This window comes from Pacificibacter marinus (assembly GCF_018860505.1).
GTDB lineage: Bacteria > Pseudomonadota > Alphaproteobacteria > Rhodobacterales > Rhodobacteraceae > Celeribacter > Celeribacter marinus_B.
Window position 1 is genome coordinate 1 of record NZ_JAHKPU010000039.1, and the last position, 20,438, is coordinate 20,438.

Consider the following 20,438-nt stretch of genomic DNA (forward strand, 5'->3'; position numbering starts at 1 on the left):
AACGGGTGCTGACGTCAGACATGCGTTCTTTGAGGGCGGTCGTTGACTGGTGCCGAACTTCAGTGGGCATTGTTTGCTTTGACTATGTCTATGGATCTTTCTGACGATGATTAGAGAGGGCGCGGCAGGTCTGCTGCACAGTCGCAATCCATGTGAGAAGATAGATAAAAGACATTTCGTTCTCCCGTGCCTAGTGTGACAGATTGTCTCTTAAATACGGTCGTGTTCAGTATGTGAACGTATATGCGAGTGCCCAAGACCCAACCAAATAAGGTCAATGACGTCAGTCCATTCCAAAGTGGTCTGCGTCACATAAATTTCAGGCCCCGTATCTGGCGCGGTAACTGTTTGTCAGGCCATTTGCCTCTTGATAACAACCGCGTGAGAGGAGCGTGAACTGTGTCGAATCAAACTGTGTGCAAACGGCATTTTTGCGAGGGTCTTTTGGGCTCCGCTCTGTCTTTTGTCACATATCAGTCGGCGGTGTTCTGTACGCTTTTGTTTGCATTGGTCCTGTCTGGTACAATTCCCCAAGGCTTTATGCGATCTGCGGCTGATGACGGCATGATGCTTGTGCTGTGTACGCCGAATGGCCTGACTGAGGTCTGGATGACGACTGACGGAGACATCCAAGAAAAGGCTCCCATTGATCACACGACGTCGGACCAAATGGACTGTCTGGCGATCACACTCTCTATGGTTTTGGTGCAGTCGTGGCTGGAAACACTTGTTAACCCTGCCGAATTTGCGCCTTTTCGCACAACTTATATTGACCAGAGACGCGCTCTTGTTGTTGAGCGTTCTCCGCTTCAGCCACGCGCACCTCCAGAGTTTATCTAATTTTTTAAAGATGCTTCGCTCCCGCTTCGGTTCTCTTGATACGGCTCTTTAGGTCTGCATCAACATCGGCCGTGCGCGTATCGATATCATCTTTCCAAGTCATTCCTTCCTTTTCAGACAGGACCCCATTTCACAAAGAATAGGGATGTCTGAACAGGAGTCTCATTCAAATTAATTGAAAACCTCTCAAGAGGAGAATTCCTATGAAACTCATCACAACCGCCGTTGCGGCATTCGCACTGACATCCACTGCCGCTTTCGCGCACGTGACGTTCGAAACACCTGAAGCGGCCCAAGGCTCAACTTACTTAGGTGTCCTGAACATCGGCCACGGCTGCGAAGGTGAACCAACGTTGCGCCTTCGTGTGCAAATTCCGGAAGGCGTGATTGCCGTCAAACCTGTGCCAAAAGCTGGATGGGACCTAGAAATCGTGACCGGTGCATATGAGACAACTTACGACTACTACGGCACACCGATGAGCGAAGGCCCGAAAGAACTGATTTGGTCGGGCTCGCTTGACGACGCACATTTCGACCAGTTTGCGTTTCGCGGTAAGCTCACAGATAGCTTGAAAACAGGGACAACCGTTTACTTTCCGGTCATTCAAGAATGCGCAAACGGTTCCCACAATTGGGTCAACGAGCCCGTTGAAGGCCATGACGGTCATGGTGGATTAGAGCCAGCCCCTGGGCTGAACATCACTGAGCCAGATCACGCACACCACTAAAACAACTTTCCGATCGGGCACGTGATGTGTCCGGTCGGATATCTGCCATCTGCTCTAAGCAACCAAAACCCCCAGCGCCAACATCTCAGCGCGGGCTGTGGCCTCGGTGCCTGCATCGATCGCGCGGCACAGGTCTGTGATAACAGTGGTTTTGAACCCCAGCTTTGCTGCATCTTGGGCTGAAAAATTCACGCAATAATCCAGCGCGAGGCCGACGATGGTCACGCTATCGATGCCGCGCGTGCGCAGGTAACCCTCTAACCCTGTGGGTGTGACTTTGTCATTTTCGTAAAACGCGGAATAGCTGTCGATGGCGGGGGTGTACCCCTTGCGGATGATCAAATCGCCATGGGTGCGCAGGTCTTTGTGGAACGCGGCGCCTTTGGTGCCTTGAATGCAATGATCGGGCCAAAGGACTTGGGGGCCATAGGGCGCGTCATAAGTGGTGAACGGGTCAGCGTCATGGCTGCTGGCGAAAGAACTGTGCCCCGCAGGATGCCAGTCTTGGGTCAGGATCACAGACGCGAAGTCGTCCATAAGCGCGTTGATGCCCGTGACAATCTCGTCGCCGCCTGTGACCGCCAGCGCACCATTTGGGCAAAAATCGTTTTGAACATCGATGACAATCAGGGCTTGATTTTGGGGACGCATAGGGGAACCTTTCTTGAGTTGGCTCATTTGGTACCTCAACAGGCCTAGAGGTCAAGCACAGAGCCATATTTGCCGCAGGCCCGCGCACGCGGCGCACTTGATCTGAGCGCATTTGGGGCGTATTGAAACGCCATGTTTACAGTATGCGCCCTATATCACTTCACCCGTTTTGAAACCCCCGCCGACATTCAAGGGCCTTTGCTGGACCTGTGTCAGACCGAGGGGATCACTGGGTCTTTGCTGCTCGCACATGAGGGCATCAATGGCACTGTCGCGGGGCCGACGTCGGCTGCTATTGACAAAGTCGTGGCGCATATTCGTGCCCTACCGGGCTGTGCGGATTTCGAATTCAAGCTGTCGACAGCGCAAGATCAGCCCTTTGGCAAAATCAAAGTGCGGCTGAAAAAAGAGATCGTCACCATGGGGCAGCCCGATGTCGATCCGCGCGCGGCGGTGGGCAACTATTGTTCGCCTGAGGAATGGAACGAGTTGATTTCAGCGCCTGATGTTGCCGTGATCGATACGCGCAATGATTACGAGGTCGGCATCGGCACGTTCAAAGGCGCGATTGACCCTAAAACGCCGACCTTCCGCGATTTCCCGAAGTGGTGGGAAGAAAACAAAGACCGCTTTCACAACAAACGCATCGCCATGTTCTGTACCGGCGGCATTCGGTGTGAAAAATCGACCAACTATTTAATGCAGCAAGGCGTGGAAGACGTGTTCCACCTCAAGGGCGGCATCTTGAAATACCTCGAAGAGATGCCAGAAGAAAAAAGCCTGTGGGAAGGCGAATGTTTCGTCTTTGATCAACGCGTGTCCATCGGCCACGGATTGACCGAAGGCCCGCATGAGCTGTGCCACGCTTGCCGTCGCCCGATCTTGCCCGAAGACAAAAATCGCCCCGAATTTGAACTGGGCGTCTCGTGTCACCAATGTGTTGACGAATTCGATGCGGACCGCAAAGAGCGCTTTCGCGAGCGTCAAAAACAGATGGCGTTGTCACGCGAACGCGGTGAGCGGCATTTGGGTCGTACGCGGCTGACCTAAGGTCTGGTCCACCTTTATGTGCCGCTGGTTGCCATCTGGTGTCGCCATGCGCGTAAAGATACGCCACCTCGCCGTGACGCGACTTGCCAAACCCATCACTCCCCTGCTTTAACCAAACGCAAATCTAAGGGAGCTTTGAGATGGTCGATATCGCCACACGCGTTTACAATCACAAATGGAAAATCGACCCCATCGTGCGGTCCCTGATCGATACCGATTTCTACAAAATGCTGATGTGCCAGTCGGTGTTTCGCAACAAACCCGATACCCAAGTCACCTTTTCCCTGATCAATCGCGCCAAAGACATTCGTCTTGCGGATATGATCGACGAAGGCGAGCTGCGCGAACAACTCGACCATGTGCGCTCCCTCTCTTTGTCGCGGGGCGAAAGCACTTGGTTGCGCGGCAATACATTCTACGGCAAACGCCAAATGTTTCGCCCTGATTTCATGGAATGGTTCGAAAATCTGCGCCTTCCTGCTTACCATCTCGAAAAAATCGATGGCCAATATGAGCTCACTTTTGAAGGCTCTTGGCCCGAGGTCATGCTGTGGGAAATCCCCGCTTTGTCCATTCTGATGGAGTTGCGATCCCGCGCTGTCACCGGCCATATGGACAAGTTCGAACTGCAAATCCTATACGCCCGCGCTATGACCAAACTGTGGGAAAAGATCGAGCTGCTCAAACCCCATGATGGCCTGCGTATCGCTGACTTCGGGACGCGGCGCAGGCATTCCTATCTGTGGCAAGACTGGTGCGTTCAGGCCATGGGCGAGGGGCTGGGCGATAAATTCGTGGGCACCTCTAACTGCCACATCGCCATGAAAAATGATCTCGAAGCCGTGGGCACCAACGCGCATGAGCTGCCGATGATCTATTCCGCCTTGGCCCAGGACGATGCCGCCCTTGCCCGCGCGCCCTATGATGTGCTGTCCGATTGGCATGAGGAGCACGATGGCAACCTGCGCATCATCCTGCCCGATACCTATGGCACCAAGGGCTTCCTTGCGGGCGCCCCCGATTGGTTGGCGGGCTGGACAGGCATCCGCATCGATTCAGGCGATCCCGCGACGGGCGCTGAAAACGCGATCAACTGGTGGAAAAGCCGTGGAGAAGACCCGACCCAAAAACTGGTGATTTTCTCAGATGGCTTGGACACCGATAAAATCATCGAGCTGCACAGCCAATTCAATGGCCGTGTGAAAACATCATTCGGCTGGGGCACCCTGATGACCAACGATTTCAGAGGCCTCACCGACAACAACGCCCTCGCGCCGTTCTCGATTGTCTGTAAAGCTGTTGAGGCCAATGGCCGCCCCACCGTCAAACTGTCGGACAACCCCAACAAGGCCATGGGGCCAGTGGATGAGGTTGCTCGGTATAAACGGGTGTTTGGAGTGGGCGAGCAACGTGCTATGGATGTGGTGGTTTAGAGCTTCACGCGTCCCATATTCGTCGAGATGACCAATCATCGGGAAAACCCATCATACGTAGATGATGAATGTCCAAGTCAGCCAATAAATTAACGAACCTATTCTTGAACGTCGCATTAACATTTTGACTATTTATCATATGCAATACCAAAACAAGAATGTTGTAGATATGCTTGTCTGCTTCAGTTCCGCCTTTGGGTGTGGTTATTGTTTTTAGATCATCCTTTAGGCGCTTAATGTAAGGAGGCCCTTTAACTAGTTTTCTGTTCCAAAGACGGGAATGGTGCGCGCAAATGTTCCGGACATAGGTTAGCGCCTGCATTGTCCCTTCAAAAGTCTCTTTTGTTGGGAAGCCTAGATCTCTCGCAATTTTGCTGCGAATTGAGTTATCCGAAGTATTTACAATCCATTGCGATACCTGGCCAAAGGTCATTAATTCAGCCGTTGCCCAGAGAGGGGGGATTTCCGGAGATGAGTACTTTTTCCCATAGTGCTCAATGAAGACTTCGCTGCTGCGTTTAATCTCATGCGACAATTTAGTTAGGTGAGTAGCGTGATTAACTTTGCCATTGAAATTGGAGCAATCCAAATGGGAATGAGCCCCATGTTTTTCACACATGTAAAAAACCCAACGTGCGCGAATGTGGATTTCGATTCTCTCTATTGCTTCAAGCAGAAGAATTCGGAGATTTCGATCAAATACATAGACTGAATGAACGTTAGCGAATGATGTGCCGCCGCTAAACTCTTTGCTACGTGTTGCTTCGGCAGTCGGTGGTTTTTCATATGGCAACCAGTAAGCGCTTAAGCGATAGTACCCAATGAGACGCAAACATTCACATGCGAACGCCTCGTTTTCAATTGTCATCCCCCTGTTTTTCAGGAGATCCAATTGTTCGGAAATGGTTGTCGGCTGTTTTTGAAATTTCAAAACGCTACTCTAAATACAAGTAACCCCCCGGTATTGAGCTCACCTTTTCAAGTGGTCGCCTGGGGGGTGTTGTTAGTGAAACAAATATCACATGAGAGTAAGAATTGCAACGAAATTCCTTTTGAACATTCAATTTACTCCACCCGCCCCCTAAGCGCCTTCACCTCTCCACGCTTCTTCTTTCCATCCAAGCGTCTTCGCACCGACCCCTTCGTCGGCTTCGTCTTAACCCGAAACTTGGGCCGTTCGGTCGCTTGTTTGATCAGCGCGACAAGGCGCTCGCGGATGAGTTCGCGGTTACGCACCTGCGACCGCGACTCATCGCATTGCAAAATGATCGCGCCGTCTTTGGTCCAGCGGCGGCCGGCCAATTTACGCAGGCGGATTTTGACGGCGGGCGGCAGGTTCGGGGATCGTTCTGCCTCAAACCGCAGCTCCACAGCCGAGGACACTTTGTTGACGTTCTGCCCACCGGGGCCAGAGGCGCGCATGAAGCTTTCTGACAGCTCCCAATCGGCCAGCTCGATGGTCTCGGTGATGCGCAATGACATTGTGTGATCCGTGGGTTTATGGGCTTTAGGGCTTGAGGTGGGGCAGCGCGTTTGGGCGGTTCGGCTGCGAGAGGTCCGCGACACCTTTAAAACATGTAAAGTGGCACAGGGTCAAACCGTGCAACTTTTACCAACACGCGCCACAAAACCGTGCAAGGCTTTAAAAGAGGGGGAAAATCTAAAAGGGTTGCCTAGATAAGACAACCCTTCGAGAATTTAGGAAATGGGCCAGTTAGGTTGCCCAATTGAGAGTGTTTCGTCTACAGGTTTGCCTCTAAACGGCGGCCCTCTCAACTGTCTTGACCTCATTCACCGTAATAACTCTAGACACTGGTCCACCTCCTTTCGATTGTTTGCCGATAGGGGTATCGTGGCATAGATTTGGTATATGGCAAGTAAAATTATACGACATCTGTGTGAAGGCGACGTAAAATAATGCGAAACGGCACCAGCGCGATCAGCGCAAGGGTAAGCTTTACACCCCAATCTGCAAGGGCCAAAGACACCCAAAGCGGGGCATCTGCGCCGAAAGTCAGCAAGGGAACGGTGTCCCATGCCCAGTTGACTTCCATGTTTGAATTTTCACCAAACCATTGAATAGACTTAGAAAACGCGATTGTGAAAAAGATCGCAGTGTCCAAAGCGGACCCGATAACAGACGAAACCAGCGGCGCTTTCCACCAGTTGCCTGCACGCAAGCGGTTGAAAACAAACACGTCCACAAGCTGCGCGATTAAAAATGCAGCAGCAGAGGCAACAGCGACACGTAACGCAACGGCAGAATAGGTGTATCCATCACCTTGCAGGGTGATTTGGGTGCCAATAAGCGAGCAAATGATGCCCGCAATAAAGCCCGCAAAGATCACTTTACGCGCAGCATTCGCGCCATAAATGCGGTTCATCAGATCGGTCACAAGAAAGGCAAAAGGATAGGTGAAGGCCCCCCATGTGAGAAGCCCATCAAGGATGAGAAACTGAACGAGGATGTTAGAGGCCACAACGATGGCAGCCATGGCAAAAATGCCAGGTAGGATATGCTTCATGATAAATTCCGTTTTTTATCGAAGGTGACGGCAACTCGGCCTCGAATGAGGCGATGGGGGCGAATACCCTTAAAAAATAGGGAAATCAAGCCTAATCGGTGACGCGGTATTCGACAAATTCGGTGACTTGGAAGGCTTTGAAATTGTCGTCTGAAATCATGGTCAAACGAATACTTGTGCCATCATGCCATACGGCGATGCCTTCTAGATTGTCATGAGCGCCAAGGCCGGACTCGAGCAAAGTGGCTTCATTGGTCAGATCAGCACCTTCCATATCGAACCGACGCACACGAGAGGAAAACCCGATGCCACGGAACCAACGCTCAAGCAGATAAAGCTTACCGTCAGGGCCTATATCCATCCCCACGGGCAGATAGTTTCCGCGCCTTGGAATGGTAGAGAGAATGTCCCATGTTTGTCCATTAAAGCGGTAAAGAGGAAAGGGAACAGTCTCGCCCCCTGATCTTTCCGGTACGGTCAATAAGTCGCCAGATTTGGTGACAGCAAGGGCTTCGAGTGACGAATTTGATTGAAGCGATTTAAAGGCTGGATGTTGTGGTATGTTTGTTGCGCGGCTGGTATTTGACGCGTATTTCCACACTCTGTGCTTGCCTTCGAAGCTGACATAAATCTGTCCATCCTCTGCAATGGCCAAGCCTTCGGAGTCATGCAAGACGTACCGAAGTTCATCCTGCGCTTCGTCCTTTAAACCACGCAGATCTGTCGTCGTGGCATCCGTTATCACACCCATATCATCGCGCAAAAACTGACCTGTAGCGATACTGCCATGATCCGACAACGCGGTAAAAGACGCGCCGTCTGCCGTCACTTCCAGCCCCGAATATCCGCCGTGCAAGGCGTCATTCGATGTCCAAAGGTATGACCCGATGTATTGTGTTTCAGCCAATAAGCTTTGCGCAAAACTGGCGATGAAACCTAGCGCGAGGAGAGAACTGCGGAGCATTGAGATGGCAATGTTGCAAGCGTGATGGGCGCTTTGGGTTGCGGTTTGGGGGCGTTGGGGTCTTTTGGCTTTGGGGGCGGAGGATTGAGGATGTTGTTCACCCAATCCTGCGCATCCGCACAGCCATCTCCCTTGGGTGGTGGCGCTTGATTGACGCAAGATTTATCCCCTTTGGGGCAATTGAGGCGGACGTGGAAATGGTAGTGATGCCCATACCAAGGCCGAATTTTATTGAGCCAAGCGCGATCGCCTTTCTCGTCGTTGCACATTTGAACTTTGGCACCAGGGAACACGAAAATGCGTGCGACACGAGGGTCACTTGCCGCGGCTTTGAGGATGTTGTGGTGCTGCTCTGTCCACTCGTCGTTGACGAAAGCGCCAGCAGATTTGCGCATAGAGATAGACGAGATGTGCTCACGATCATTGGCCGTAAGCATGAGATGCTTGGGTGCACGCATCCAAATATCGGCATCCAACCCGATTTGGTGACTTGCATGCCCTGTTAACATTGGGCCGCCACGTGGTTGGCTCATATCGCCGATGTACAGACCTTCCCAGCCGGGTTGAGCGGCGGCTTTGCGTGACAGGTCTTGCAGGTAATCGACCAAAATCGGCTGCCCCCAATTGCGGTTGCGCGACAGGCGCATGGCTTGCCACGTTGGGCCCGTTTCAGGCAGTTGAACCGCGCCGCCGACGCAGCCCTTTGCATAGCTGCCAAAGGATTCAGCGCTTTGTTTAGAGCCGGCAGATACACGACCGAAAAGGTCTTTGGCCAATCTGTGATCACTGGACGATAGTTTGACGGCATGCGTTTCAGCCTTAGTGGGCTTGTCTTCACCACCGCAGCCTGCAAGAGCAGCACACAAAAGAAAACCAACCACTTTAAACTGCATCAACCTACCTCTTCGCCATCGGGTTTGACCCAGACTAACAGCACCAACCCGATAAGGAAAAGTGCGATCAGCGGGGTTATGCCCATACGTTGTGAATTGCTGAGTGTTGTTACGGCTGCGATTAGCGCTGGTGCTAAAAAAGACGTCGCTTTGCCTGATAAAGCAAATAACCCGAAAGCCTCTGTCATGCGTTTGGGGTCTGCTTGGCGCACCATCATTGTCCGGCTGGCCGACTGAATAACGCCACCGACTGCGCCTAAGCCCACGCCGCAAATGTAGAAAACAATATCTGGAAGGCTGCTGCCTGTTGCCACGGGTAGAAAAAACACGCTGTCTCGTGTGATTGAAATGATGACTGCACAGATAATTATCAAAGCCACGATGGAAAAGGTTATAACGGGTTTAGGGCCGAATTTGCGATCCTGATATCCACCGATATATGTGAACACCGCGCCGGATAAGACGGCCAAAATACCAAAGACGCCGACATTGACCACGGACCATTCCAGCACACCCAATGCGTAGACGCCGCCAAACGCGAAAAGACCGTTCAACGCGTCGCGATAGAACATTGAGGAGAGTAGATAAGCAAAGAGTGATTTGCGTAATGGCAGGCTTTTGAGTGTCGTGCCAAGGCTTTTCAGGCCAGATATAACCGCTGTTCTAATCTGGATGCCGCTGCTTTTCGGTTCGCGGACCCAGAGAAAAAACGGGATCATCGACAGGACAAACCATAGGGACACATAGGGGCCGACAAAGCGTGTGCCTTCGCGCAGGTCTGGATCCAATCCAAGCAAAGGGGCTTTGTTCAAAAGCGTGACGCCATCGCTGTTTTCAGCAAAGAATAACAACATGACGATCAAAGCAACAAAGCCACCGAGATAGCCCCATGCCCATCCGTCTCCGGATACCTTGCCGATTTCTGCCTTGGTGCCAAGGCTGGGCAAAATGGCGTTGGTGAAAATCGTGGTGAATTCGACCCCGATCATGCCCAATATGAAAAAGGACAAAACGGTGGTGGTCGGGAAATCTGTCGGAGAGGCGACCCAAAGTCCTGCTGCGCCAATGGTATAGCAAGCACTGAACAGCCAAATCCAAGGCAAACGTCGCCCTGTACCATCAGCAATGGCGCCCAGAATTGGCGCAAGTATTGCAATTGAGAGCCCTGAAATCGTAAGCCCCATGCCCCAAATGGATTGTGCCTGCGCGCGCGCTGAGGCCTGATCGAGACCGCTTGCACTGAGGTGTGCGATGACTTGCTCGGCAAAATAGGGCCCAAAAACAAAGGTAATAATCAATGTATGATAGGGTTGTGTTGCCCAATCATACATCATCCAGCCCTTGATGCGCTTGCTAACGCTCACGTTTCTCATGCCCAATCCCCCGATCTGTGTTGATCGAGATAGAACAGGCAAAACCAAAGTTACGCAACGTCTAAACGCTAGAGCGCGTTACCAAATTATTCGTCGCGAGTAGGAGGCCAAGGGCGAATTCGATCGGCATCAACCCAAGCTTGCACCCAATCGGGCAAGGGGGTTTGCTGAATATTAGAGTCCACAAGTTTGAGTAGCTCAATCGGCGGCACCATTTTGCCGTTTTTCACAGCAGCGCCACGGACTAAAATGTGATTGGCGCAATCCCCGTTTGAGAGCCACATCGATTGCTCGATATAGAAAAACTTGTCGTCAAACCCTACAGGACGTGACCGCATTTCGATCTTTTGAAACATGGTGATCCGCTTACGATACCTGACAGACGCGCCTGCGACGACGGTGCCCAAACCTGCAGCCTTGCTCGCTTTTGCCGTCCCATTGCGCAACGCCATGGGAATGCGGCCAAGATCATAAATCGTTAAGGTGCGCCCGTTATTCAGCTCCCACCAAAGGTCTATGTCCACCGGCAGGCAATAATGGTGTGACACATGGGTGTCCCAAAGCCCAAGCTTTGGAGCTTTGCTAAACTTGAAAAGATTAATAGCGATGCGTAAAATTGGATACATATGCAAAGCCAATACAAGGCTGGTTGAAAAAATCAATGGCGACGTGACGATAGGATTGTGATGCCTATGCCTTGCGAAGCGCGTCTCAAAACCTTAGGTGTCAAACCACACGAAACATAGGAAATGATCCATGCTCTCACTCATCCAAATTCTACTTATGATCCTCGGCGTCGTTAAATTCGTCATGATCGTTCACATCGCGATGAGTTGGTTGATCAATTTCCAAGTTCTCAATCTGCGCCAACCTTTGGTCTATCAGATTTGGGAAGGTCTCAATCGCTTGCTTGAGCCAATGTATTCACGCATTCGCCGTATCCTGCCAGACATGAATGGCCTTGATCTCGCGCCTTTGATTGCGTTCTTGGGCATTTACGCGCTCGAAATCATTATTCGTAACAATGCTCATATCCTTGTCTAAGGCAATCTGGCCTTGAGACCCCGCGCGTGACGTGCGATTCTGGTGACAATCAATAAGCAGCAGGATCACATGGCACAAACGCAGGCTCTTTTGTCTTCGGTCTTTGGCTTCAGCGCGTTTCGCCCTGGCCAAGAAGAAATCGTCGATGCTGTCACTGCAGGCCAAAACGTGCTGGCGATTATGCCGACTGGTGGCGGGAAATCACTCTGCTTTCAATTGCCCGCTTTGGTCCGTGATGGACTGACCGTTGTGATTTCGCCGCTGATTGCCTTGATGCGTGATCAGGTGCAAGCGCTCAAAGCGGTCGGAGTTGAAGCCGGCGCTTTGACATCGGGCAACACTGACGAAGAAACCGATGCTGTGTTTGCGGCGCTCAATGAGGGCCGCCTCAAGCTGTTATATATGGCGCCCGAACGTCTTGCCTCTGGTGGAACGTTACCACTGTTACGCCGGTCCAATGTCACGATGATTGCCGTCGATGAAGCCCATTGTGTCAGCCAATGGGGGCATGATTTTCGACCTGATTATCTGCGCATTGGTGATCTGCGTCGCGCCTTAAATGTGCCGCTCGCGGCCTTTACCGCTACGGCAGACGCGGAAACCCGCGAAGAAATCAACACGCGGCTGTTTGATGGCGAGACGCCTAAAGTGTTCCTGCGCGGCTTTGATCGGCCCAATATCCATTTGGCTTTCGCCGTCAAAGACAGTCCGCGTGCACAAATTCTGAATTTCGCCAAAGCCCGCAAAGGGCAATCGGGCATTGTCTATTGTGGCACCCGCGCGAAAACGGAAAGCCTTGCCAAGGCACTTAACGATGGTGGGCAAATGGCACTGGCTTATCATGGGGGTATGGATCGCGATCTTAGGCGGGATGCAGAGCGTCGGTTCCAACAAGAAGACGAGTTGATTGTGGTTGCCACCGTGGCCTTTGGCATGGGGATCGATAAACCAGACATTCGCTGGGTCGCACATGCCGACCTGCCAAAATCTGTTGAATCCTATTATCAAGAAATTGGCCGCGCTGGGCGCGATGGCGCACCTGCGGAAACGCTTACATTGTTCGGCCCTGATGATATTCGTTTTCGCCGCACACAAATTGACGAAAGCCCCTCCCCAGTTGAGCGTCGTGCTGCAGATCACGCGCGGTTGAACGCGCTGCTTGGCATTGCCGAGGCGCAGGTCTGTCGCCGTCAAAACTTGCTGTCTTACTTTGGCGAAGATCCCGAGCCCTGCGGCACTTGCGATTTGTGCGATACGCCGCCTGATTTGTTCAATGGTACCGAAGCCGTGCGCAAAGCCTTATCCGCCGTCTTGCGCTGCGATGAAGGCTTTGGGGTTGGGCATTTGATTGACGTACTGATCGGCAATTCGACTGATAAGGTGAAGCAGTGGCGCCATGACACCTTGACGGTGTTTGGGATTGGCAAGGAATACGATAAGCGACAATGGAATGCGATTTTCCGCCAGATGATGGGCATCGATTTGGTGCGGCCCAACCCAGATCGATTTGGTGCGTTGTTTATGACTGAACCTGCCGTGCCGATTTTGCGCGGTGAGGCCCGTGTGACATTGCGCCGTGATACGCTGGCGAAAGCCAATCGTGGCGGGCCTGTTGCCAAAGCGCTGGTGTCTGATGAAGACGCGCCCTTGTTGTCAGCGCTCAAAGCCAAGCGTCGTGCGCTGGCCGAAGACGCGCGCGTGCCTGCCTATGTGGTTTTTGCGGATCGCACCCTGATTGAGATGGCCGAAGTGAGACCCAAAACCCTTGATGATATGGCGCAGGTCGGTGGCGTTGGGGCCAAAAAACTTGAAAAATATGGCGATGCATTTTTGTCGGTTATCTTGGGTGCCGAGCCGGCAAAAATTCACCCGTCACGCCGAAAGCTTGCGGCCAGCGGAGGCGGTGATCTGTTTGATCAATTGCAAGGCGTTCATGATCAACTGGCGCGCGGCGCTTGCGGAACCTTAAAGCCTATGACGATGACCTCGGCGCAGCTGTCTCGCATCGCATCATCACGTCCACGAGATATCAAAGCCTTTGAAAAACTTGTTGGCCCTCGTCAGGCTGAGCGATTTTGTGACGCTATGCTTGAGGTTATTCAAAACGCCTGATTTGTTATTCGCCAGCCATGACGCTTGTCAGAGTGTTGGAATGAACAGACGCGGGGTCTTCGGGCAAAATTGCGCGACAATGTGCGGGTTTATGGTTTTGAATCTGGTCAATGATCGCAGCCTTGCGTAGGGGTTTGGTCATGTAATGGTCTAGTCCTGCGGCCAAAATGTCTTGATCGTCCCCAGCCATCGCATGCGCCGTCAGAGCGACAATCGGGATGTGATGCCCGTTGGTGAGCTCGATTGCACGAATGGCACGCGTCGCTTCTTTGCCGTCGACCTCGGGCATAGAAATATCCATGAAAATCATATCAGGATCAAAACTTTCATAGTACTCAATGGCTTCGCGTCCATTGTTGGCAAATTGCAATTCAATATCAAGATTTTTGAGCATCTTCCCAAAAACCAATTGATTGGTCTTGTTGTCCTCTGCCGCAAGAATGCGCATTGGGCGATCATTGGGGTCTTCGGATTTTGTTTCGACTGGAAGCAGTTTAGATAGTGCAAGGCAAAGGTCAGCGCGCAATAATGGTTTTTGCAATGTGCTTGTATTGTCATGCTCTAGGACAGCTGCAGAGACAGGGCCGGAGGTCATAAGCAACATCGGTGCGGTTACGCCGCGCGCTCTGATACTGGCAATCAATCCCCCCAAGTCGGTGTCTGGCAAATTGTTGTCGAGCAGGTAAATATCTCCATCAAGTGGTGAAGCGAGCAGGGCTTCGCCGGTGTCAATTGGCGTGACATTGAATCCAATCGCGGTGAGTTGTTTTTCCAAAATGGCACTGTTGGCGCTGATGTGATCCACAAGATAGGCACGGTGTATCCACGCAGGGAGTTCGGGCACGTCTTGCGCAGTTTCAATCACATCCATCGTGCAGTGAAATCCGAAACAAGAACCAACGCCTTGCTCGCTGTCGACCCAAATATCGCCCCCCATGAGAGCGACCAACTGTTTGGTGATCGCCAAGCCGAGACCTGTCCCCTCGAATTTTCGATTGCGTTCGTCTTCGACTTGATTGAATTCGCCAAAAATATGCGCACGCATTTCAGGTGGGATGCCGATGCCGGTGTCTTCGATCGAAATATGGACGCGTTGGCTTTTTCCGTCATCTTCGGGAAGACCGACAACGCGTACAATGACATGGCCTTGGGTGGTAAATTTAACGGCGTTACCGACAAGGTTTGTCAAGATTTGGCGCATACGGCCTTGGTCGCCGACAAAACAGGTGGGCATGAACATATCGTAGTCGACAATCAGATCAATATTCTTTTGCTTGGCGACGGGTTGCAGCAAGACGATCACATCTTGGATACAGCGTTCCAGATCAAATGGATTTGGGTTCAGCGACAGTTTTGATGCTTCGATTTTGGAGAAATCTAGAACATCATTGATCAGGCTGAGCAGTGCTTCGCCTGAGTTTTTGATGGTGTCGACATATAGCTTTTGCTCTTCGGTCAGGTCCGTTTCGCTCATGAGGTCGGCCATGCCAACCATACCGTTCATCGGGGTGCGAATTTCATGACTCATATTGGCCAAGAACGCAGACTTGGCGCGATTGGCGGATTCAGCCTTGCGCGTCGCTTCTTTGAGTCGGGCGGCATAGCGCATAGAGTCGGTGATATTGAGACCAAGAGAAACCATATCGCCCTCAGCAGATCGCCGATCGACCAGTTTGATAAACTGGTTGTTCCAAAGTCGGATGGTATGAGGCTCACGCGTGGGGGCATGCCATCGTTTCAATGCTTGACTGACAAAGCCTGAGCGGCTCATGTCGCCGATATCGACGATGCCCTCTTCAACAGCAAGATCCAAAATTTCGGAATATGAAATACCTGGTCGGACGTCTTCGAGTCCATCAAAAACACTTAGATAGGCCGGATTTGCTGCGATCATAATGTCGGAAGGGTCAAATACGGCAAAGCCGTCTTCGATGGTTTCTATTGAATTCCACAGGCGGCGTTCGGCGATATGGACGGCGTAGTTTGCCTTTTCTAAGTCTTCGAGGGCCTGCACATTTTCGGTTTTTAAAACAGCTGTTTCTTCGCGTTTGACGATGATTTCGTCGGACAAGTTGCGCGCGTGATTTGACAGCTTTTTATTGGCGTTAAATAACTCTGCCTGTTTGAGCTCAAGCAAACGCTCGGCTGCCAAACGCGCGCGGCGTTCTTGCGCAAGTGTGTCGACTGACATGTCTGAACCTTTTCAATCCCTACCACGAACGTTTACGTGGGCTTTGCGCCAGATTGGCGGAACAGGGTGAAAAGATTATTAACAAATTGTGGAAAATGCGAGCGACCTGTGCTGGCGCTCGCATTGAAAGCCATTATTGTGTCGGTTTGACCTTTTTGACGAAGGGCGCGGGGTTCTTTGGGTCAGCTTGCGTCAAGGGGGCGCGTCCTGTGTCCGTCACGACTTCTTGGCTGTCGCCCTCGATCACCATGGCTGTGACCGGCCAGCCATAGCCCGCACCTGTGTCGATATCGATGCGGTTGCCATAGTGCGACGGCAGGTTCACAGCCGTGTGTCCATGCACAACCATCCAAGGCAAATCGCCGTCATAATCAAGCCAACCTTTGCGAATCCACATCAGGTCTTCTTCGGTTTGCTCAGCAAGAGGTACACCCGGTTTCACGCCGGCATGGACGAAGAGATATTTGTCCCACTCATAGTAGAGCGGGAGGCTTTCGATGAAATCGAGATGCGCTTTGGGAACGGCTGTTTGCGCTGCTTTGAATGCGGCTTCGAATTCGTAATCCACGGTTGTGACACCGTAGGACGCCAAGGTTGTGTTGCCGCCGATGCGTGGATTGAGGAAGGACAGTTCTGGCGGCATATTGTCATCGAATGCGGTCATGTCGCGCACGAAGCGTGTGAACAGGCGGTCGTGATTGCCACGCAAAGCGATCCAAGGCTCGCCACGTTCCATGCCGTCCATCATATATTCGATGACTTCGCGACTGGCAGGGCCGCGGTCTGTGTAATCGCCTAAGTGTACGATTTTGGCTGTGGTGTCGCCGACACGTTCCATATCAGCTTTGATACGCTCATGAGCCGCTTTGAGTTCCAAGATGTGGCCGTGGATGTCTCCGATTGCATAAATGCGCATGTTGTAACCCTTTGTCATGTGAACGTCATTTGACGCTATAAAAAGCGAAGGGCCGCTGGAATGTCCAGCGGCCCTTGCCCATAACGTGTGATTGTTTTGTAAATGCTTACGCTTTGAAGTGTAGCGGGCGCACGTGCTGGAACAATCCGCTGTCTTTGAGTGCCTGCACTGTTGTCGCCTTTATTGGCGTATCCAAGAAGGTCACAGCAATCGCGTCGCCACCTGGCGCGGTGCGGCCCAAAGTGAAGTTGGCGATGTTTTCATCATGCTCGGCCAAAAGTGTGCCGAGTTTGCCAAGGATACCAGGAACGTCTTGGTTGGTGGTGTAGAGCATGTGCTCGCCAACTTCGGCGTCGATGGTGATGCCTTTGATTTGGATGAAGCGTGGCTTGCCGTCAGAGAATACAGTGCCCGCGATGGTGCGGTGTTTTTCGACAGTCTGGATGTCGAGTTTGATGTAGCCGTCGAACGAACCTGTGGCGTCTTGTGTTGTCTTAGAAATCTGGATGCCGCGCTCTTTGGCGATCACGGGTGCTGAGACCATGTTTACGTCAGGGTTTGCCGCTTGCATGATGCCTGCGATAACCGCCGCTTCCAAAGCTTTCAGGTTCATTTCTGCTGCAACGCCGTCGAATGTGACGTTGATTTCTTTGATCGCCTCGTCAGTCACTTGACCGATGAAAGAGCCGAGGTTTTCAGCCAAAGTGACCCAAGGGCCCATGATTTTGGCTTCTTCAGCTGACATAGATGGCATGTTCAAAGCGTTCTCAACAGCGCCGTCGAGCAGGTAGTTGGACATTTGTTCAGCCACTTGCAGCGCCACGTTTTCTTGAGCTTCAGAAGTCGACGCGCCCAAGTGTGGCGTACACACGACGTTTGGCAGGCCGAACAAGACGTTCTCTTTGGCAGGCTCAACTGCGAACACATCCAAAGCCGCACCTGCAACGTGACCGGATTTGAGCAAGTCAGCAAGTGCTTCTTCGTCGATCAAACCGCCGCGTGCACAGTTGATGATACGCACGCCTTTTTTGGTTTTAGCCAAGTTTTCAGCAGACAAGATATTGCGAGTGCTGTCAGTCAAAGGCACGTGTAATGTGATGAAATCAGCGCGGGCGAGCAGGTCTTCCAGTTCAACTTTCTCGACGCCCATTTCAACAGCGCGTTCTGCGGACAAGAAGGGATCGTAAGCGATCACTTTCATTTTCAGGCCACGTGCGCGGTCGCAAACGATGCCGCCGATGTTGCCCGCGCCGATGACGCCAAGTGTTTTGTTGGTCAACTCAACGCCCATGAATTTGGACTTTTCCCATTTGCCAGCATGTGTGGATGCAGATGCTTCTGGGATTTGACGCGCAACAGCGAACATCATCGCGATGGCGTGCTCGGCAGTTGTGATCATGTTGCCGAATGGCGTGTTCATAACGATCACGCCTTTTTTAGAAGAGGCTTCTTTATCAACGTTGTCTGTACCGATACCAGCGCGGCCAACAACTTTAAGGTTGGTGGCGTGCTCCAAGAGTGACGGTGTTACTTTGGTCGCAGAACGGATCGCAAGACCATCGTATTTGCCGATGACGGCAGCAAGCGCTTCTTTGTCTTTGCCGAGGGCTGGTTCGAAATCAACTTCGATGCCGCGGTCACGGAAAATCTGAACTGCTGTTTCAGACAGGCTATCGGATACAAGTACTTTGGGTGCCATGATGTGAGGCTCCTACATTATATGAATTCTGTGAGGGAAAAGGCGACCAGGGCCATTGGCCGCCTTGGAATTGTCCTGCAAGCTATGCGGTCAAACGCGATAGCTTATTGTGCAGCGATCTCAGCTTCGAAAGCCCACTCGAGCCAAGGCAAAAGCGCCTCGATGTCGGAGGTTTCAACTGTGCCGCCACACCAGATGCGCAGACCAGCTGGCGCGTCACGGTAAGCACCGATGTCCAAAGCAACGCCTTCAGCTTCCAAGCGTTTCGCAACGGCTTTGGCAAAGGCTGCGCCGTCTTGAATGCGCGCGTCTGTGAATTTGAGGCAAACAGATGTTGTGGACGCCGTCGCCGGATCGGATGCAAGGTTTGCAATCCAAGGTTTGGCTGCGCAGAAATCCCAAATCGCGGTCGCATTTGCCGTTGCGCGATCGATCATACCTTTGAGGCCACCGATGGATTTTGCCCAGCTCAAGGCAACAAGATAATCTTCAACAGCGAGCATAGAAGGCGTGTTGATCGTCGCTCCGGTAAAGATACCGTCGATCAATTTGCCACCTTTGGTCATGCGGAAGATCTTTGGCAAAGGCCAAGCAGGTGTGTAGCTTTCCAAACGTGCAACAGCACGTGGGGACAAGACGATCACACCGTGTGCAGCTTCGCCACCAAGCGCTTTTTGCCAAGAGAATGTTGTGACGTCGAGTTTGTCCCAATCAAGATCCATAGCGAAAACGGCAGATGTCGCATCACAGATTGTCAGACCTTCACGGTCAGCTGGGATCGCGTCAGCATGTGGAAGGCGCACGCCAGATGTGGTTCCGTTCCAAGTGAATACAACGTCTGTGTTGAAGTCGATCTCTGCGAAATCAACGATCTCACCGTAGTCAGCGACTTTTTCGTCGGCGTCGATTTTCAATTGTTTGACAACATCGGAAACCCAGCCAGCGCCGAAGCTTTCCCATGCAACCATTGTAGCTTTACGTTCGCCTAAAAGGGACCAAAGCGCCATTTCAACCGCGCCGGTGTCAGAGCCGGGAACGATGCCGATTTTGTAATCTGCGGGAATGCCCAAGACTTCGCGCGTTGTTTCGATCGCGTCTTTGAGTTTGGATTTGCCAACGGCAGCGCGGTGCGAGCGACCAAGGGGCGCATCAGCAAGCATGTCCAAAGAAAAATTGGGGATTTTGGCACAAGGGCCTGAAGAAAAACGCGGGTTAGCCGGCCGCGTGGCCGGAGCTTGAATAGCCATTGCTGGTATCCTTCCAGATATAAGCCTCTCGTTGGGGAGAGGTGTCCCGCTGACGCGTTTAATCCTGATTCTTGTTTCATGCAACGAAATTGTGCACGCCTGAGCGTTTTCGTCTTCATGTGGTTAAACGTCCGCTAACAAGGACGTTACTTATGGCTTTTTCAATGACTGAGCATAAATGGCTTTCAGGTCATCCACGCCTTGTGATGTCGCAGGGCCAGAGGTTTTCCATATAACTTCGCCAGTGGGTCGTACCAAAAGCACGCGAATGTCATCGCGCCCGTCAAAGCCTAAAGGCGTGTTCACTTTGCTGGCGTTTTCATAAAGCGTGATCGTGCGAGCCCGCAAAGACGTATTGACGATGCCTGAACGCATACCATTATCAACAACAGGGCTGATCAGGCGCGTTAACGAGCCGACGACAGGCAGTTCCACAAACTCAGGGCCTATATCTGGATCAAGATTGAGGGCGCTGACCCAGCTGTCCACATCAGGTTGTTGGTCGCGTTTATAGGCGATGAACACAATCGTTGGGTCGCCTGGAAAATCAGCAGGCAAGCTATGAGTGTCTCCGTTCAGGTCCTGTGAGACAAAAGACGGAAAATTCTGTGCAAAGGCAGATGTGGTGATCAGGCCGAGGCTGAGGCACAGGGCGATGAAAAAACGCATGACGAACTCCTTTTTGTTGTCTGTATTGTTATCATTAATACGTCTGGCGTGTGGTTCTGGATCACAGTCTTGGCAGAAGGCGTCAGTCATGCGATAGGGAAGC

The 20,438-nt window shown here is 52.1% G+C and carries 19 protein-coding genes; 6 read left to right on the forward strand and 13 right to left on the reverse strand.

Annotated elements, in window-relative coordinates; all coding sequences use genetic code 11:
* The first annotated feature begins 399 nt into the window (after nt 1-399).
* Both KO503_RS14045 and KO503_RS14050 read left to right on the forward strand, forming a co-directional pair.
* A complete protein-coding gene (locus tag KO503_RS14045) occupies nt 400-840 on the forward strand; it encodes a DUF2946 domain-containing protein (RefSeq protein WP_215992186.1) in 441 nt (146 codons plus the stop codon).
* A 203-nt stretch (nt 841-1,043) separates the two neighbouring features.
* Nucleotides 1,044-1,568 carry a YcnI family copper-binding membrane protein gene (locus tag KO503_RS14050; RefSeq protein WP_215992187.1) on the forward strand — a complete coding sequence of 175 codons (525 nt, stop codon included), beginning with the start codon at nt 1,044-1,046 and terminating at the stop codon, nt 1,566-1,568.
* 54 nt (nt 1,569-1,622) lie between these two features.
* Here KO503_RS14050 and pncA read toward each other — a convergent pair whose 3' ends face one another.
* Nucleotides 1,623-2,219 carry a bifunctional nicotinamidase/pyrazinamidase gene (pncA, locus tag KO503_RS14055; RefSeq protein WP_215992188.1) on the reverse strand — a complete coding sequence of 199 codons (597 nt, stop codon included), beginning with the start codon at nt 2,217-2,219 and terminating at the stop codon, nt 1,623-1,625.
* Between the two features lie 132 nt (nt 2,220-2,351).
* Between pncA and trhO the strand changes: the two genes are divergently transcribed.
* A complete protein-coding gene (gene trhO / locus KO503_RS14060) occupies nt 2,352-3,269 on the forward strand; it encodes an oxygen-dependent tRNA uridine(34) hydroxylase TrhO (RefSeq protein WP_215992189.1) in 918 nt (305 codons plus the stop codon).
* Between the two features lie 140 nt (nt 3,270-3,409).
* A complete protein-coding gene (pncB, locus tag KO503_RS14065) occupies nt 3,410-4,702 on the forward strand; it encodes a nicotinate phosphoribosyltransferase (protein WP_215992190.1) in 1,293 nt (430 codons plus the stop codon).
* Between the two features lie 4 nt (nt 4,703-4,706).
* On the opposite strand, the gene KO503_RS14070 is transcribed toward pncB, so the two are convergent.
* From KO503_RS14070 to KO503_RS14100, 7 genes are all read right to left on the reverse strand, one after another.
* Nucleotides 4,707-5,633 carry an Abi family protein gene (locus KO503_RS14070; protein ID WP_215992191.1) on the reverse strand — a complete coding sequence of 309 codons (927 nt, stop codon included), beginning with the start codon at nt 5,631-5,633 and terminating at the stop codon, nt 4,707-4,709.
* Nucleotides 5,634-5,767: 134 nt separating this feature from the next.
* Nucleotides 5,768-6,184, reverse strand: coding sequence for an alternative ribosome rescue aminoacyl-tRNA hydrolase ArfB (gene arfB / locus KO503_RS14075; protein WP_215992192.1), 417 nt, complete (start codon nt 6,182-6,184; stop codon nt 5,768-5,770).
* Nucleotides 6,185-6,585: 401 nt separating this feature from the next.
* Entirely contained in the window at nt 6,586-7,227 is a 642-nt protein-coding gene (locus tag KO503_RS14080) for a queuosine precursor transporter (protein WP_215992193.1), read from the reverse strand.
* A gap of 91 nt (nt 7,228-7,318) precedes the next feature.
* Complete coding sequence (locus KO503_RS14085; protein WP_215992194.1) at nt 7,319-8,191, reverse strand: esterase-like activity of phytase family protein; 873 nt, start codon at nt 8,189-8,191, stop codon at nt 7,319-7,321.
* The gene (gene mepA, locus KO503_RS14090) at nt 8,164-9,084 is read right to left on the reverse strand and encodes a penicillin-insensitive murein endopeptidase (protein WP_215992195.1); all 921 of its coding nucleotides are present in this window, start codon (nt 9,082-9,084) and stop codon (nt 8,164-8,166) included. The genes KO503_RS14085 and mepA overlap by 28 nt, the downstream gene beginning before the upstream one ends.
* On the reverse strand, nt 9,084-10,457 hold the full coding sequence (locus tag KO503_RS14095; RefSeq protein WP_215992196.1) for an MFS transporter: 1,374 nt from the start codon (nt 10,455-10,457) through the stop codon (nt 9,084-9,086). The genes mepA and KO503_RS14095 overlap by 1 nt, the downstream gene beginning before the upstream one ends.
* A gap of 86 nt (nt 10,458-10,543) precedes the next feature.
* Nucleotides 10,544-11,083 carry an acyl-CoA thioesterase gene (locus KO503_RS14100; protein WP_215992197.1) on the reverse strand — a complete coding sequence of 180 codons (540 nt, stop codon included), beginning with the start codon at nt 11,081-11,083 and terminating at the stop codon, nt 10,544-10,546.
* Nucleotides 11,084-11,213: 130 nt separating this feature from the next.
* Between KO503_RS14100 and KO503_RS14105 the strand changes: the two genes are divergently transcribed.
* Together KO503_RS14105 and recQ are read left to right on the forward strand one after the other, a co-directional pair.
* Nucleotides 11,214-11,501 (forward strand): YggT family protein, encoded by a 288-nt coding sequence (locus tag KO503_RS14105; protein ID WP_215942602.1) that lies wholly within the window; start codon nt 11,214-11,216, stop codon nt 11,499-11,501.
* Nucleotides 11,502-11,570: 69 nt separating this feature from the next.
* On the forward strand, nt 11,571-13,613 hold the full coding sequence (gene recQ / locus KO503_RS14110; protein ID WP_215992198.1) for a DNA helicase RecQ: 2,043 nt from the start codon (nt 11,571-11,573) through the stop codon (nt 13,611-13,613).
* Nucleotides 13,614-13,617: 4 nt separating this feature from the next.
* On the opposite strand, the gene KO503_RS14115 is transcribed toward recQ, so the two are convergent.
* The 5 genes from KO503_RS14115 to KO503_RS14135 form a co-directional block, all read right to left on the reverse strand.
* The gene (locus KO503_RS14115) at nt 13,618-15,804 is read right to left on the reverse strand and encodes an ATP-binding protein (protein WP_215992199.1); all 2,187 of its coding nucleotides are present in this window, start codon (nt 15,802-15,804) and stop codon (nt 13,618-13,620) included.
* A gap of 133 nt (nt 15,805-15,937) precedes the next feature.
* Nucleotides 15,938-16,720, reverse strand: a complete 783-nt coding sequence (locus KO503_RS14120; protein ID WP_215992200.1) for a metallophosphoesterase — start codon at nt 16,718-16,720, stop codon at nt 15,938-15,940.
* A gap of 106 nt (nt 16,721-16,826) precedes the next feature.
* On the reverse strand, nt 16,827-18,419 hold the full coding sequence (gene serA / locus KO503_RS14125) for a phosphoglycerate dehydrogenase (protein WP_215992201.1): 1,593 nt from the start codon (nt 18,417-18,419) through the stop codon (nt 16,827-16,829).
* A gap of 104 nt (nt 18,420-18,523) precedes the next feature.
* The gene (locus KO503_RS14130; protein ID WP_215992202.1) at nt 18,524-19,666 is read right to left on the reverse strand and encodes a phosphoserine transaminase; all 1,143 of its coding nucleotides are present in this window, start codon (nt 19,664-19,666) and stop codon (nt 18,524-18,526) included.
* 150 nt (nt 19,667-19,816) lie between these two features.
* A complete protein-coding gene (locus KO503_RS14135) occupies nt 19,817-20,335 on the reverse strand; it encodes a hypothetical protein (protein WP_215992203.1) in 519 nt (172 codons plus the stop codon).
* Between the last annotated feature and the right edge of the window lie 103 nt (nt 20,336-20,438).